Origin of the sequence: Bacillus sp. JH7, from assembly GCF_001563515.1 — a bacterium.
Lineage (GTDB): Bacteria > Bacillota > Bacilli > Bacillales > Bacillaceae_G > Bacillus_A > Bacillus_A cereus.
The window spans coordinates 260,075-275,494 of record NZ_LPUS01000022.1 but is presented as its reverse complement, the minus strand read 5'-3'; the positions used below and the strand labels follow the sequence as shown (position 1 = coordinate 275,494).

Genomic DNA, 15,420 nt, shown 5'->3' with positions numbered 1-15,420 from the left:
TAAAGTTACGTAAAATATAGATTGAGAGTATTCATATATTAGATTACTAGATTTGGAGTGGTTACATGGATCCATTGAAAAATGAAATTCACCCTGACATGGTCAAGGTGTGGAAAGCGCGTTCTTTAATTGAGCTAGGAATCAGTATTATAGTCATTTTGGCATATCTTTTCTTTATGATTAAGTTTAATTGGTGGGCTTGGATTTTCTATGTGCTCATCGGATTAACAATTGTATATACACCGTTTGATTACTTTACGTTTCCGAAACTACGTCAACGTTATTACAGCTACCAACTAAATGAAGAAGAACTTGAAATTCAGCATGGTCTTTTCGTCGTAAAGCGCGTATTAGTACCGATGATTCGTGTGCAGCACGTTACGATTGAACAAGGGCCAATTATGAGAAAATACGGATTAGCAGAATTACACATTTCAACAGCGGCAACTTCTCATAGCATCCCAGGTTTAACGATGTATGAAGCTGAAATGTTGAAAACGAAAATCGCAGAATTAGCGAAAGTGAGTGATGAGGATGTATAAGAGGCAGCATCCAATCACGATGTTATTAGAATTAAAAATAACAGATTTTATACCACTCATTATTTTTCTTTTTAGCTTAAGGGGAAAGTTTCCATTTTGGTATTTAGTTCCTATTGGTTTTGCGTTGATCACAATTATTTCAGCTATCGTAGGCTGGTATTACAAAGTATACTGGGTCGAAAATAACGTATTACATGTGAAACAAGGTCTCTTTGTGAAAAAGGAGAGCTACTTAAATAAAGAACGTGTTCAAACAATTAATACAAGTTCTAACGTACTATACCAAATGCTCGGTTTGAAAAAAATTCAGATTGAAACAGCTGGCGGGGGCGATGAAGCAGAAGTTAGCTTAGCTGGAATTACGGTAGAAGAGGCGACGGAGCTTATTACTTTGCTAAATGAGCCAACTCCAGAAGTGAAAGCAGAAAAAACGTTAGACGAAGCAGCAGAAAATACAGTAGAAAAAGCAATTGTTACAGAGGAAAAACAAACGACAGAGTACAAGTTAACGTGGAAAGAGATTTTAATAGCGTCTGTTACATCTGGTCAATTTGGAGTATTGTTCTCTTTAATCTTTTTCGTTTATCACCAAGTAGATGAGTATATTCCGAAATGGATAAAAAATAGTGTGACGTCATATGTAATGGACCACGATATATATGGCTGGATTTACATGGTAGCTATTTTACTTGTCGTTTCTTGGATGATATCTACAATTGGCTACGCGTTAAAACACGGTAACTTCACAGTGAATCGAAAAAATGATGAAGTCCGTATTTCGCAAGGGTTACTGGAGAGAAAAGAACTCGTACTAAAATTGCACCGCATTCAAGGGATTACGATAAAAGAAGGCATTTTACGCCAACCGTTCGGTTATTGTGCTGTGCAAGTAGAAGTCATTCAAAGTGAAGGGAAAGAAGAAAAAGTTACACTGCATCCTATCATTCGAAAAGATCGAGTGCAACAATTACTCGCGCATTTACAATTACCATACGAACTGAATGCAAGTATTACTTCGTTACCAAAAGCAGCATTGCGCCGCTATCTCATTGATAGTTTTATCTTTTTCGCTATGCTCGCAATCCCGCTTACTGGAATAAGCATATACTTTGAAAAGTATTACATCATGTGGGCATTACTACCGCTCGCAATCCTTATCTTTACACTTGGATACGCAACATTTAAAACAAATGGCTACAGTGTTAACGGAGAACAAATTACACTTGTCTATCGTAGCGTCGGAAAATATACAGGACTTATTAGAAGAAGACACGTCCAATCAATGGAGAAGACACAATCATATTTCCAGCGCCGTGCGGATTTATGTACGTATAAGTTTTCGAGTGCATCATCTAGTTATAAAATAGAGCATACGAGAGTAGAAGATGCGGAGAGAATGCAGGATTGGTATAAGAAGAAAATAAATGAGATGTAACTTGAGAAAGCTTGCCTATTATGAAAGGCAGGCTTTTTTGTTATAGGGAAAAGAGTCGTTTAATCCATATATTAGTACAACTACAGCACACATGTATCAATACGTATGAAAAAAGGTAATTAGCTTCTATTTAAGGGAAATCTATGGGGTTTTTGATATAAATGGTATACTAAAATATAAATAGTATTAGGAGGTTATATATGATAAGTCAGTTGAAAAGAGAAGCACTTGATGCATTAAAAGGAAGATGGGGATTAGCGGTAGGGGCAACCTTATTAATTGGAATCCTTATTGGAGCTGTTGAAATGCTAACAACAGGTATTTTCTCGATATTTTGGGGTTGGGAAGAAGCAAGTGATTCACTTACAGTAAGTATTATAGTAATGCTTGTTATTGGTCCATTAACAATAGGTGCCTATTATCTTGTTTTAAATGCAATTCGTGGGACTGATGCTCGCATTGGTCATATATTTAGATGGTTTAGCGATGGAAGTAAGTTGATAAAGTCGTTTTTAACATATTTACTAATGTATGTATACTTGACTCTATGGACATTACTTCTTATTATTCCAGGTATTATTAAATCATTTTCTTATTCTATGACATATTTTATTTTGAATGATCATCCAGAATATACAGCGAATCAAGCGATTACTGAGAGTCGTCATATGATGAATGGACATAAAATGGATTACTTTTTACTATGCTTAAGTTTCTTAGGTTGGTTCATTTTAAGTATTCTTACTGTAGGAATCGGTTTCTTATGGTTAGCACCTTATTTCTACGCGACATCAGCCGCATTTTATGAAGAGATTTCAAAAGAATATTATAAAAAAGAAGGCACTACTTTCTAATAAAACATATAAACTATCTACCCTAAAGAATGTAGGGAGCAGATAGCAAATGGTTTAGGTGTTTTGATATTTGTCCTATTTTCGGGATTCACTTCAGGATAAGGTATAGATTTTTATATAGAAATGCTTCCCTCTATGTTTTATCATAGAGGGTTATTTTTTTATGTAAAAATGATAGGAAATAATGAATAATATATGTAAAGAAAAAAGCGAGGTGAATGAGAGTGAGCAAATTTTTAATACCGTATTCATTTTCTATATTAAGTTTCTTTATTTCAGCAACAGCACTTGATTTATATGATAGGATGGGAAACGATAGTGAGCTGGTTTCGCCGAACATAATTGGAAAGATAATTCAATCTACTGCGCAAATGGGAGTCCTTACATTGTATTTCGGAGTACCTATTATTTTAGGTGGCTGTCTACTTGGTGAGCTATTGTTTAGAGGTATCATTTTACGATTTAAACTAAGCTATATTATATCTTTATTATTATATCTATTTTTAGCTTTTAGTATTGTTTTCGTAACGGTAGGCATTCCAACTACATATGAAGATTCTAATACATTTTTCATGGGGATAACTATGATTTGTGCTGTTACATTCTTTGTGAGTCGGAATATATGGGAAAACAAGTTAATAATGGAGTGACAAAATGAAATACACCTGTCCATGTTGCGGATATAAAGTTTCACTTTATTGGATCAGTTAGAAAACCGACTAGTGAAGATGTGAAGGATGCTAGTTGGCAGCGAATTTGTTAAGTAGAATGTTATTACTCAATTTAATGGGAGTAATAACATTTTTTATTTAGTACTGAAAGAATTAATGCTGTCTTAAAGTAATAAGAAGGAATAAATCGGTAAATTTTATTAATGGATATATTTTCAATAAATACAAAAGTATAGATGTATAGTCAGCTTTGTGTATTTAATGTTATCATATTGAATGATATGGAAATTTTTAATAGAATAAGTAACTAAAAATTCAAAGGTAATGAAGCTTTTGTTGTATAAAGAAAATACTTAGTAGTAATCAACAATATTAAAAATAAGATTCGTATTTATATAAATTTAGTAGAAATGGGGTTTTAAAAAGGAATGAGTATAAGCATAACGCGGCAAAAGATTTTGACGGCCGCTTCTCAAATTGTACAATGTAAAGGGGTTGCTAAATTAACCTTGAAAGCAGTGGCAAAAGAGGCGGGTTTAAGCAAAGGTGGATTATTGTATCACTTTTCAAATAAAGAAGCTTTAATAGAAGGTATGATAGTCCGAGGGGTAGAGGATTATGAAGGGGCCATTTACAATAAAGTAGCGGAAGACTCAGAGAGGAAAGGGAGATGGGTTCGCTCTTTTGTAGAGGAAAGATTAAGTAATGAGAGAAGAACAGAAGAGTTGTCTAGCAGTATGATGGCAGCACTCATGTTAAAACCTGAATTACTTGAGCCATTACAACAATCATTTCAGCAACTGCAAAAGAATATAGAGAATGATGAGATAGATTCAGTTTGTGCAACAATTATTAGATTAGCAGCAGATGGATTATGGTATTCGGAATATTTAGGGGTTGGAAGACTAAGCCCCGAGTTAAGAGAAAAAGTAATTCAAGCTCTTATTAGTAATTCATATAAATAGAATATGCGAACTATATAATTTTAAAATAATTCACCATTGCTTCTTTAATGTAGTGGTGAATTATTTTTTTTATTAGAAAAATAGAACAATTTTATAGAGTATTGAATTATAACCGTCCAGACGGTATAGTAATATTTGGTTTAAGAGGAAAATGAAACAAAAAAAGAATAAAAGATATTTTTAGCACACTATTCGAAAGGATAGGCCGCAAAGCTTAGAGTCTACGGTAATACATATTGGTTACTAAGATCGTCTGGTTGCACATTTTTGATGCAACCGGACGATCTTTTTTTGTTATATAAATATAAAAATTTAGGAGGGAACTATGCAAATGAAAAGTACTAAAAGACATGTTTCAATGGTTTCATTAGTTTTTCTAGTATTATTTTCAGTGCTGAATGTGTGGGCTCCAGTTATTCAAGCTGCTGTGATGAAAAGTCCAGTGGACGAAATTAATATTTCCCGTACTGATGGCACGACATCTGAACCATATCAAGCCTCAGATGGTATGAAAGTAGAAGTGAAGTGGTCAGCTAAAGAAAAAATAAAAAGTGGAGATCAATTCACAATTGATATGCCAAAAGAGTTTCGAAAAGACCTTATGAATATGAGTTTTCCTTTAAAAGATGCTGAAGGAAAAACAGTTGGTACATGTGAGATGAAAAAGGGTCTATTAACGTGTACTATGGGTGATTACGTAGAAGGAAAGAACAACATTAAAGGTTCTTTATTCGTAGAATTCTACTTTGGTCTAGAAGCATATGATGGTGTTAAAGAAATTCCATTAGAATTTAACGTTGATGGTCAAATCGTAAATAAAGAAGTAAATGTAAGTAATACGACAGAGAGACCGAAGCCACAACCCAATACGGAAAATCTATTGAAATGGGGTTCTTATAATCAAGAAGATCCGTCTATTGCTGATTGGCTTGTATATGTAAATGCAACTGGAACAGAAATGCAAGATCTTAAATTAACAGATACATTAGGACCTGGGCATGAGTTAATTACAGACAGCGTATTATTAGAAGAGGCTGTATTTGAAGATGGTTATGCACCAACAAATATTAAGCCAGCAAATTTATCTAACATTAAAATAAATGCAACAAAGACTGGATTTACAATTGAATTTCCAGACAGTTCAAAAGGCTATATTTTAAGATATAAAACAAAGGTTACAAATCCTGCTGCAAAACCTCATAAAAATACTGTGAAATTAGAAGGTAAAAATATTAAAACTGAAGAAAAAGTAGGACAAGTATTTGTGAGTGGTGGGGGAGGATCCGGTTCAGGTGACGATAATCCACCTAGCATTGAAAAAAATATAGTTGATGAGAATGGCAAGCTTGTAGAGAATGAGCAGCTAACACAAATGAATCAAGTTATTCAATATCAAGTTGGTACACATATACCAAACGATCCTCCTAAATACACATCAATGGTAATTAGTGATGATTTAGAAGATGTTTTAGAAGTATTAGAGGCAAAAGTGTATGATCAAAATGGCCAAGATATTACTTCTAAAGGAACGTTAAATATAGATAAACAAAGAAGTGAAGTAACATTTACGTTTGGTGAGAATTTTGATTATAAGTCGTATGAAGACCAGATAATTAATCTTAGTATCAAGGCGAAAATTAAAAATAATGCAGACTTATCTTCTTACGTAGATAAGAAGATTCCTAATAAAGCAGAATTACATTTTGATGATAAAACATTAACATCAAAAGAAGTAACTATTACGCCGCCTGAAGCTCCAAAAGATGGTACAGTATCGCTTCATAAAATAGATTCTGAGAATCCGAGCAAAGGGTTAAAAGGTGCCGAATTTGAAGTTCGAAATAGTGCAAATGAAGTTGTTGCAAAACTGACAACGGACGAAAAAGGTTTTTCAGTACCTCAAACTTTAGCTCCGGGGACGTATAAAGTTTATGAAACAGTAGCACCAGAAGGATATCAAAAATTAACAAGCCCAGTAGAGGTTACACTTCAAGCTGGAGAAACAAAAACAATTGAAATTAAAAATACTGTGCAAAAGGGTCAAATTGAAGTAAAGAAAATTGATTCGGAAAATGGTGAGAAACCATTAGCAAATGCAGAGTTTGATATAGTAAAAGACGGTGTAGTAGTCGAACATATTGTTACAGATAAAGATGGTAAGGCAACCTCTAAACCGTTAGCACTAGGAAAATATATTTTAAAAGAAACGAAAGCACCTGAAGGATACCAATTAAAAGAAACAGAGTTCGAAGTAAATGTAACAGGGGACGGCATATTCCCAATACAAGTGGAAAATGCAATGGTTGACAAAGGTAATATAGAAATCACAAAAGTGGACAAAGAAAACGGGGCAGTATTAGCGGGTGTCGAATTTGAAGTCCAAGATGAGAAAGATGGAGTAGTAAGAAAAGTAGTAACAGATAAAGATGGAAAAGCAAACGTTTCAGATCTATCAGTAGGAAAGTACAAATTAGTAGAGACGAAAAGCTTACCAGGTTATAAAAAGCTAACAGAACCAGTACCATTTGAAATTACAAAAGGTATGACAAAAGCTGTATCGATAAAAGTAGAAAATGAGCAGTTAGACAAAGGCTCAGTAGAAATTACAAAAATAGATAAAGATAGCCAAAAAGTATTAGAAGGCGTAGTCTTCGAAGTGCAAGATGAGCAAGGAAAAGTAGTAACAGAAGTAAAAACAGATAAAGATGGTAAAGCAAAAATCTCAGATCTATCAGTAGGAAAGTACAAATTAGTAGAGACGAAAAGTTTACCAGGCTACAAAAAGCTAACAGATCCAGTATCATTCGAAATTACAAAAGGTATGACAACAGTCCTATCATTGAAAGTAGAAAATGAACAGTTAGATAAAGGTTCAGTAGAAATTACAAAAATAGATAAAGACAGCAAAAAAGCATTAAAAGGCGTAGTCTTTGAAGTGCAAGATGAAGCTGGAACAGTAGTAAAGGAAGTAAAAACAGATAAAGATGGTAAAGCAAAAATCTCAGATCTATTAGTAGGAAAGTATAAATTAGTAGAGAAAGAAAGTTTACCAGGCTATAAAAAATTAACAGAGCCAGTATCGTTTGAAATCAAAAAAGGCATGACCGAAGTTCTATCATTAAAAATAGAAAATGAAATGGTAGATACGGGAAATATAGAGATAACAAAGATAGATAAAGATAATAAAGCACCGTTAGCGGGAGTAACATTCATCGTCCAAGATGAAAAGGGTAATGAAGTTACAAAAGTAACGACAGATAAAGATGGAAAAGCAAATGTTTCAGATTTACTTGTAGGAAAGTATGAATTAGTAGAGGTAGAAAGTTTACCTGGTTATAAAAAATTAGAAAAACCAATATCATTTGAAATCAAAAAAGGCATGACCGAAGTCCTATCATTAAAAGTAGAAAATGAAATGGTGGATACAGGGAATGTCGAGATAACAAAAATAGATAAAGATAGTAAAGCACCATTAGAAAATGTTGTATTTGAAGTACGTGATTTAAAAGGAAAAGTAGTTGCAAAAGTAACGACGGATAAAGAAGGAAAAGCAAACGTTTCAGATTTATCTATCGGGAAGTATGAGTTGGTGGAAGTAGAAACACCGGCAGGATACAAACCACTAGAAAAGCCAATTTCATTCGAAATTGAAAAGGGTAGAGTAACAGCGCTAAAGCTAACAGTAGAAAATGAATTAGTGGATACAGGAAATGTAGAAATTACAAAAGTAGATAAAGAAAATAAAGATGCTTTAGCTGATGTAGTCTTTGAAATTCAAGATGAAGCAGGACAAGTAGTCGCTAAAATAACGACAGATAAAAAAGGACAAGTACAAGTTACTAATTTATCAGTCGGCACATACAAGTTAGTAGAAGTAAAAGCACCAAAAGGATATAAACAATTAGTAGATACGATTACTTTCCAAATTGAAAAAGGCATGACAAAATCTCTTGCTTTAACAGTAGAAAACGAAATGTTAGACAAGGGAAATGTAGAAATCACAAAAGTAGATAAAGATAATCAAAAAGCATTAGAAGGCGTAGTCTTCGAAGTACAAGACGAACAAGGAAAAGTAGTAACGGAAGTAAAGACAGATAAAAATGGTAAAGCAAAAATCTCAGACTTATCTGTAGGAAAGTACAAATTAGTAGAGAAAGAAAGCTTACCAGGTTACAAAAAACTAACAGAGCCAGTATCATTCGAAATCAAAAAAGGTATGACAGAAGTCTTATCATTAAAAGTAGAGAATGAACAGTTAGACAAAGGCTCAGTAGAGATTACAAAAGTAGATAAAGATAGTCAAAAAGCATTAGAAGGCGTAGTCTTCGAAGTACAAGACGAACAAGGAAAAGTAGTAACGGAAGTAAAGACAGATAAAAATGGTAAAGCAAAAATCTCAGACTTATCTGTAGGAAAGTACAAATTAGTAGAGAAAGAAAGCTTACCAGGCTACAAACAATTAACAGAACCAGTATCATTCGAAATCAAAAAAGGTATGACAGAAGTCTTATCATTAAAAGTAGAGAATGAGCAGTTAGACAAAGGTTCAGTAGAAATTACAAAAGTAGATAAAGATAGTCAAAAAGTATTAGAAGACGTAGTCTTCGAAGTACAAGACGAACAAGGAAAAGTAGTAACGGAAGTAAAGACAGATAAAAATGGTAAAGCAAAAATCTCAGACTTATCTGTAGGAAAGTACAAATTAGTAGAGAAAGAAAGCTTACCAGGCCACAAACAATTAACAGAACCAGTACCGTTTGAAATTAAAAAGGGTATGACAGAAGTTCTATCATTAAAAATAGAAAATGAAATGGTAGATACGGGAAATGTAGAAATTACAAAAATAGATAAAGATAATAAGGCACCGTTAGCAGGTGTAGTCTTTGAAGTTCAAGACGACAAAGGCAAGGTAGTAACGAAAGTAACGACAGATAAAGGTGGAAAAGCAACAGTTGCAGATTTATCAGTAGGAAAGTACAAGTTAGTAGAAGTAGAGAGTTTACCAGGCTACAAAAAATTAGAAAAGCCTGTACCATTTGAAATTACAAAAGGTATGACAAAATCTTTAGCGTTCACTGTAGAAAATGAAATGGTAGATACGGGGAATGTAGAAATCACAAAAATAGATAAAGACAGTAAAGCACCATTAGAAAATGTTGTATTTGAAGTACGTGACTCAAAAGGCAAAGTAGTTGCGAAAGTAACAACGGATAAAGAAGGAAAAGCAGACATTTTAGATTTATCTATTGGAAAGTATGAGTTAGTAGAAGTAGAAACACCAGCAGGATACAAACCACTAGAAAAGCCAGTTTCATTCGAAATTGAAAAAGGTATGACGAAAGTCTTATCATTGCAAGTAGAGAATGAACAGTTAGACAAAGGTTCAGTGGAGATTACAAAAATGGCCGCTGAAAGCAAGGAAGTCTTATCAGGAGCTGTGTTTGAGGTTCATGATGAAAAGGGAAAAGTAGTAGTGAAAGTAACAACAGATAAAGATGGAAAGGCAAAAATCACAGATCTATCTGTAGGTAACTACACACTAGTAGAAGTAGAAGCACCAAAAGGATATGAAAAATTAACTAATCCAATTCCATTTGAAATTACAAATGGAATGATAAATGCAGTTCAATTAGAAGTATTAAACAAATTGAATCATTTAGCGCCACCAGGCCCAGAAACACCAGATCCAGAAAAACCTGGAACACCAGATCCAGAAAAGCCTGGAACACCAGATCCAGAAAAACCTGGAACACCAGATCCAGAAAAGCCTGGAACACCAGATCCAGAAAAGCCTGGAACACCAAATCCAGAAAAACCTGGAACACCAGATCCAGAAAAGCCTGGAACACCAGATCCAGAAAAACCTGGAACACCAGATCCAGAAAAGCCTGGAACACCAGATCCAGAAAAGCCTGGAACACCGAATCCAGAGAAACTTGAAAAAGAATTACCGAAGACAGGGCAGAAAATGCCTGTGGAACCATATATGGGAGCACTTCTTGTAATGATGAGTTTTGGATTACTCATATTAGGTAGAAAACAGCAGAGATAATAAAGGTGAAAAGGTATCCTCAAAGTAATTGAGGATACCTTTTTTATGTCAAATAAAAAAGTATTTAGCAAAAGAACTCGATACAAATAAAAACAAAAAGGAATACAAAGTTTGCCCTATTTTCTTAATGTGACTATATCAAAAAAGTTAGCTATATATATTTAATGTGAAAGTAAAAGATTAAAGGTCTTCGTAATGTTTGGATGAAAAAAGAGTTATCTTTGTAATTAATTTGAGTACTTTAGGAAAGAAGTCTATTTCCTAAAGTACTCAAAGGATGATAGTCCAATAACAGGTGGGAGATGAAAATCGTTTTAGCACTGTAGTAGCACCTTAAAATGTAGATAGGGGAAAATAATGTAAAAAAACTATTGTATGTTCAAAATTCTTATGTTACATTTATATTACATTAATGTTACAAACGGTAACTTATGTTACGGTTTGTTTTCTTTTGTCTTTCGTTATGTTACGAAATGAGGTTCGTATCAATCAACCGAGAATATGTAAAGTTAAAAAAATAGCAACCTAAAAATAGTTTTTCTATGTGTATAAGAGTGTGTGTAGTAAAGAGCCTGGTGAGAGATTTACGCACATTATTAAAACTCCTTTCTGTCTTAAAAGAAGAAGAAAACCAACTATTTAGGAGTTTTAAGTAATGATAGTAAATGAAATGTAATTCCTTTCCCACACACAACGTAGTACATATTTACTTTCAGTCTAATTACTACACAGACTTTTATACATATGCTGTTATTATTTTAGGGATATATAGGAGGAGAGAAAATGAAAAAGTTATTAATGGTAATTGGACTTACGTTTTTAATGTTAGCTGGATGTAGTAATGGTAATTTTGAAAAAGCAATGGATGAAGGAAAGACCGCGTTAACGAATAAAGAATATAAAAATGCCTTATCATCATTTGAACAAGCGCTAGATGAGAAAAAAGATGATTCAGATGCAAAAGTTCTTGTAGAACAAACGAAAGCAATGATTGAAGCTGTGAAGTTAAAAGAAGAAACAAAGATAGAAGAATCAATCAAGTCATTTGAAAAAGTAGAGAACATGAAGAATGGAAATACTACGCTTATAAAACAAGCGAAGGAAGAACGGACAGCATTACTAGCCATCTTAGAACAAAAAAAGAAGTATAGCGAGCAACTGACGAAAAGTGAAGAGTTAATAAGTAAGAAAAATTATGCAGAAGCAAGAGAGATATTAAATAAGCTAGTTGCAGAAACAAAAGATAACAAGAAACTTGAAGAATATAATAAAAAAGCGGTAGGATTAGTTACTAAAATTAATGAAGAAGAAAAAAATGCAAAAAGTGAATCACCAACGAAGGCACAAAAAACCACTGCAGTAACGACTCAAAAGGTAGCAACAGAAAAGAATCAAAAAGCAGAGACAGAAAAAAATCAAAAGCTAGCGACTGAAAAGAATCAGAAGGTAGAGGCAGAAAAAAATCAAAAAACTGAGACAGAAAAGAATCAGAAGGTAGAGGCAGAAAAAAATCAAAAAACTGAGACAGAAAAAAAACAAAATGCATTTACTTTTGAGAAAGCTAAAGAATATATTAAAAATGAATATAAAGAAGACTATGATTACACGCTAGAGAATACGCAAGTGGAGAATGGAAAGAAATATTATCAAATTAGAGTGCGTACGACATATAAAATAGAAGGCGCAGCTGGACCAGGATTTACTGGAGTATTCAAAGTATTCGAAGATGGTACAATTATTGAACTGCACTAATTGATGGAAAAGGTATCCTCAAAGTATTTGAGGATACCCTTTTTAGCATAAAAAAAAGCATCTAGCAAAAGTACTAGATGCAAATAAAAACACAAGGGAAGACAAAGTTCTTCCCTTTTCCCGTATGTAATTATATCAAAAAATTTATAAAAAACTAGCTATATTTAAAATATAATTTTTAAAAAGTTATATACATAAATAATTGCAATACGCGCAGTTTTATCTTTCTGAAAAATCTATTTCTTTATTTTTGAATATTAAGACTAATGTTGATAAATCTTCAGATAATTAGAAAAAATAACCAAAAGGATATATAATATTGCTTAATAAATAATTTTAATGAATTACGTATATTTCATTTGGTGTATTAATTGAATATCATAATTTTTAATTTTATTAAGCAAGAATCTCGGTTACTTATTGCATTTCTAACATAGGGTGAGATAGAAAAATACAATAGTGTGGAGGTTTTTATAATGACGTTTGTTCTTAGTAAAATGAGTGGCTTTAGCATAGAAGAAAAGGTACATGAATTTGAATCTAAAGGATTCCTTGAAATCTCAAATGAAATCTTTTTACAAGAGGAAGAGAATCATCGTTTATTAACACAAGCACAGTTAGATTATTATAATTTGGAAGATGATGCATACGGTGAATGCCGTGCTAGATCTTATTCAAGGTATATAAAGTATGTTGATTCACCAGATTATATTTTAGATAATAGTAATGATTACTTCCAATCTAAAGAATATAACTATGACGATGGCGGGAAAGTTAGACAGTTCAATAGCATAAATGATAGCTTTTTATGTAATCCTTTAATTCAAAATATCGTGCGCTTCGATACTGAATTTGCATTTAAAACAAATATAATAGATACAAGTAAAGACTTAATTATAGGTTTACATCAAGTAAGATATAAAGCTACTAAAGAAAGACCATCTTTTAGTTCACCTATTTGGTTACATAAAGATGATGAACCAGTAGTGTTTTTACACCTTATGAATTTAAGTAATACAGCTATTGGTGGAGATAATTTAATAGCTAATTCTCCTCGGGAAATTAATCAGTTTATAAGTTTGAAGGAGCCTTTAGAAACTTTAGTATTTGGACAAAAGGTCTTCCATGCCGTAACGCCACTTGGAACAGAATGTAGTACGGAGGCTTTTCGTGATATTTTATTAGTAACATTTTCTTATAAGGAGACAAAATGAGAGAGAATAAAATAATTATGATTTCTGGAGCCAATAGCGGTATAGGTCATGCTTGTATAAAATACTTTTTAGAAAAATCATTTCATGTAATAGCGCTTGATATTAATAATAATAATTTAATAGATTATATGAAAACAGATATGCCTTTGAAAGTAGTGCAAATTGATTTAAGTAATAGCGAAGCGATTCATAATCTTTTTACTCAATTAGATTTAGAAAAGCTTTCTCCTGATATATTAATAAATGCAGCTGGTATTCGAGAGATAACACCTGTTTTACATTTATCCGATGATATGTTTAAAAAAGTAATTGATGTAAATTTAGTAGCCCCATTTATCCTTTCTAGGGAAGTAGCTAAGCGATGGTGTGAATCGAAAATAAAAGGTTGTATTGTGAATATAGCATCGGTTTCTGGATTAATGGCTGAACCAGAGCGAGCTGCTTATGTTGCATCAAAGCATGCTTTAATCGGATTGACTAAACAGATGGCTATGGAATTTGGAAAGCAAAATATAAGGGTGAATAGCATTTCTCCTGGTGTTATTAGAACTGAACTTACAGAAGAATACTTTAGTAATAAAGCCTTGATGTCTATGATAAAAAGTAATCAATCTTTAGATACTTGGGGGTTGCCGCAGGATATTGTTTCATGTATTGAGTACTTGATTTCTGATCAGGCCCGCTTTATTACTGGTTCTAATTTTGTAATTGATGGTGGTTGGACTGCTGGGAAAAATTTATAATTGAGTGTTTTTGAGGAAAAGCACCTGTCCTTTTTTAGGCTGGTGTTTTTCTCACTATAAACCGAGTTTTTATTGGAGGGGGATTAATTTGCTTCAAAAAAGTTTTAAGCAAGAGAAAACGGTACCGGCTTTAAAGATGATAGCATCAATGGTTATCTTTGGATCAGTTGGATTTTTTTCAGTTCAAACAAACTTACCTTCGTTTGAATTAGTGTTTGTAAGGTGTATTTTTGCGACAATATTTTTAAGTGTATGCTGGTTGCTTACAGGGCAATATAAACAAGATAAATGGGAACGAAAAGAAGTTATTCAAGTTTTAATATGTGGCTTTTTCTTAGTATTTAATTGGGTTTTCTTATTTAAAGCCTTTGAAAATATGTCAGTTACAATTGCTATCTCGGTTTATCATCTTGCACCAGTAATTGTACTGTTAATTGGAAGTATCGTCTTTAAAGAAAAATTAACATTCATATCTATCATTTCAATAGTTGTGTGTTTTGCAGGAGCTTTATTAATTGCTGGTATCGATGGAAGTTTCTCTGTCGGTTCATTAATGTCTTCAGGTATGATATGGGGATTTCTTGCAGCTCTCTTTTATGCATTTACAACTTTATTTGGTAAAGGGATTAACAAAATGAGTGCGTATGCAATGACATTTTTACAAACATTCTTGGGGATATTTCTTTTAATACCATTTATAGATTTAGATGCTTTTAGTGGCCTCACTCAAAGTAATTGGACATATATTATAGCTACTGGTTTTATTCACACAGGGATAGTATATTATCTGTTTTTTGATAGTTTACGCTATTTATCTACAAAAACAATCTCAATATTAGTTTTTTTGGATCCGGCAGTGGCAATATTATTAGATACTGTACTTACTGGATTCCGTCCAACTTTAATGCAAATAACAGGAATTCTTTTTATTTTTATTGGTATGACTTTAACATTAAAAAAATCTAAAGATAAAAAACTGAGCCAAAAAGAAAAGCGAATTGAAAGCGATGCTAGTATATCTCAACAATAATGAAATATATTGTGTATAAAACGATAAACCTTACATGAATCATGTAAGGTTTATTTTAGTTCAATATAATTCATATTTATAATATATAATTTTCAAAACTGAGGTATGTTTTTCTTTAATATGCTTTTGATTCAAATGTTATTATTTGACTATAAATTTACA

At 32.7% G+C, this 15,420-nt stretch carries 10 protein-coding genes and 1 riboswitch; all 10 genes read left to right on the top strand.

The window, feature by feature from the left end; all coding sequences use genetic code 11:
* Positions 1–65: 65 nt before the first annotated feature.
* Positions 66–542 (top strand): PH domain-containing protein, encoded by a 477-nt coding sequence (locus tag AU379_RS21905; protein ID WP_000371346.1) that lies wholly within the window; start codon positions 66–68, stop codon positions 540–542.
* Complete coding sequence (locus tag AU379_RS21900; RefSeq protein ID WP_000278202.1) at positions 535–1,977, top strand: PH domain-containing protein; 1,443 nt, start codon at positions 535–537, stop codon at positions 1,975–1,977. The genes AU379_RS21905 and AU379_RS21900 overlap by 8 nt, the downstream gene beginning before the upstream one ends.
* Before the next feature lie 200 nt (positions 1,978–2,177).
* Positions 2,178–2,831, top strand: coding sequence for a DUF975 family protein (locus tag AU379_RS21895; protein WP_000625397.1), 654 nt, complete (start codon positions 2,178–2,180; stop codon positions 2,829–2,831).
* Positions 2,832–3,055: 224 nt separating this feature from the next.
* Positions 3,056–3,481 carry a hypothetical protein gene (locus AU379_RS21890; protein WP_002098741.1) on the top strand — a complete coding sequence of 142 codons (426 nt, stop codon included), beginning with the start codon at positions 3,056–3,058 and terminating at the stop codon, positions 3,479–3,481.
* A gap of 449 nt (positions 3,482–3,930) precedes the next feature.
* Positions 3,931–4,467, top strand: a complete 537-nt coding sequence (locus AU379_RS21885) for a TetR/AcrR family transcriptional regulator (protein WP_061139716.1) — start codon at positions 3,931–3,933, stop codon at positions 4,465–4,467.
* Positions 4,468–4,639: 172 nt separating this feature from the next.
* Positions 4,640–4,732, top strand: a riboswitch (cyclic di-GMP riboswitch).
* A 60-nt stretch (positions 4,733–4,792) separates the two neighbouring features.
* On the top strand, positions 4,793–10,519 hold the full coding sequence (locus tag AU379_RS21880) for a SpaA isopeptide-forming pilin-related protein (protein WP_061139715.1): 5,727 nt from the start codon (positions 4,793–4,795) through the stop codon (positions 10,517–10,519).
* A gap of 783 nt (positions 10,520–11,302) precedes the next feature.
* Positions 11,303–12,271, top strand: a complete 969-nt coding sequence (locus tag AU379_RS21875) for a hypothetical protein (RefSeq protein ID WP_044584211.1) — start codon at positions 11,303–11,305, stop codon at positions 12,269–12,271.
* Between the two features lie 476 nt (positions 12,272–12,747).
* Complete coding sequence (locus AU379_RS21870; protein ID WP_000144819.1) at positions 12,748–13,485, top strand: 2OG-Fe dioxygenase family protein; 738 nt, start codon at positions 12,748–12,750, stop codon at positions 13,483–13,485.
* Positions 13,482–14,228, top strand: coding sequence for an SDR family oxidoreductase (locus tag AU379_RS21865; RefSeq protein WP_001208940.1), 747 nt, complete (start codon positions 13,482–13,484; stop codon positions 14,226–14,228). The genes AU379_RS21870 and AU379_RS21865 overlap by 4 nt, the downstream gene beginning before the upstream one ends.
* Positions 14,229–14,316: 88 nt before the next feature.
* Positions 14,317–15,258 carry a DMT family transporter gene (locus tag AU379_RS21860; RefSeq protein WP_000939627.1) on the top strand — a complete coding sequence of 314 codons (942 nt, stop codon included), beginning with the start codon at positions 14,317–14,319 and terminating at the stop codon, positions 15,256–15,258.
* Positions 15,259–15,420: the final 162 nt, after the last annotated feature.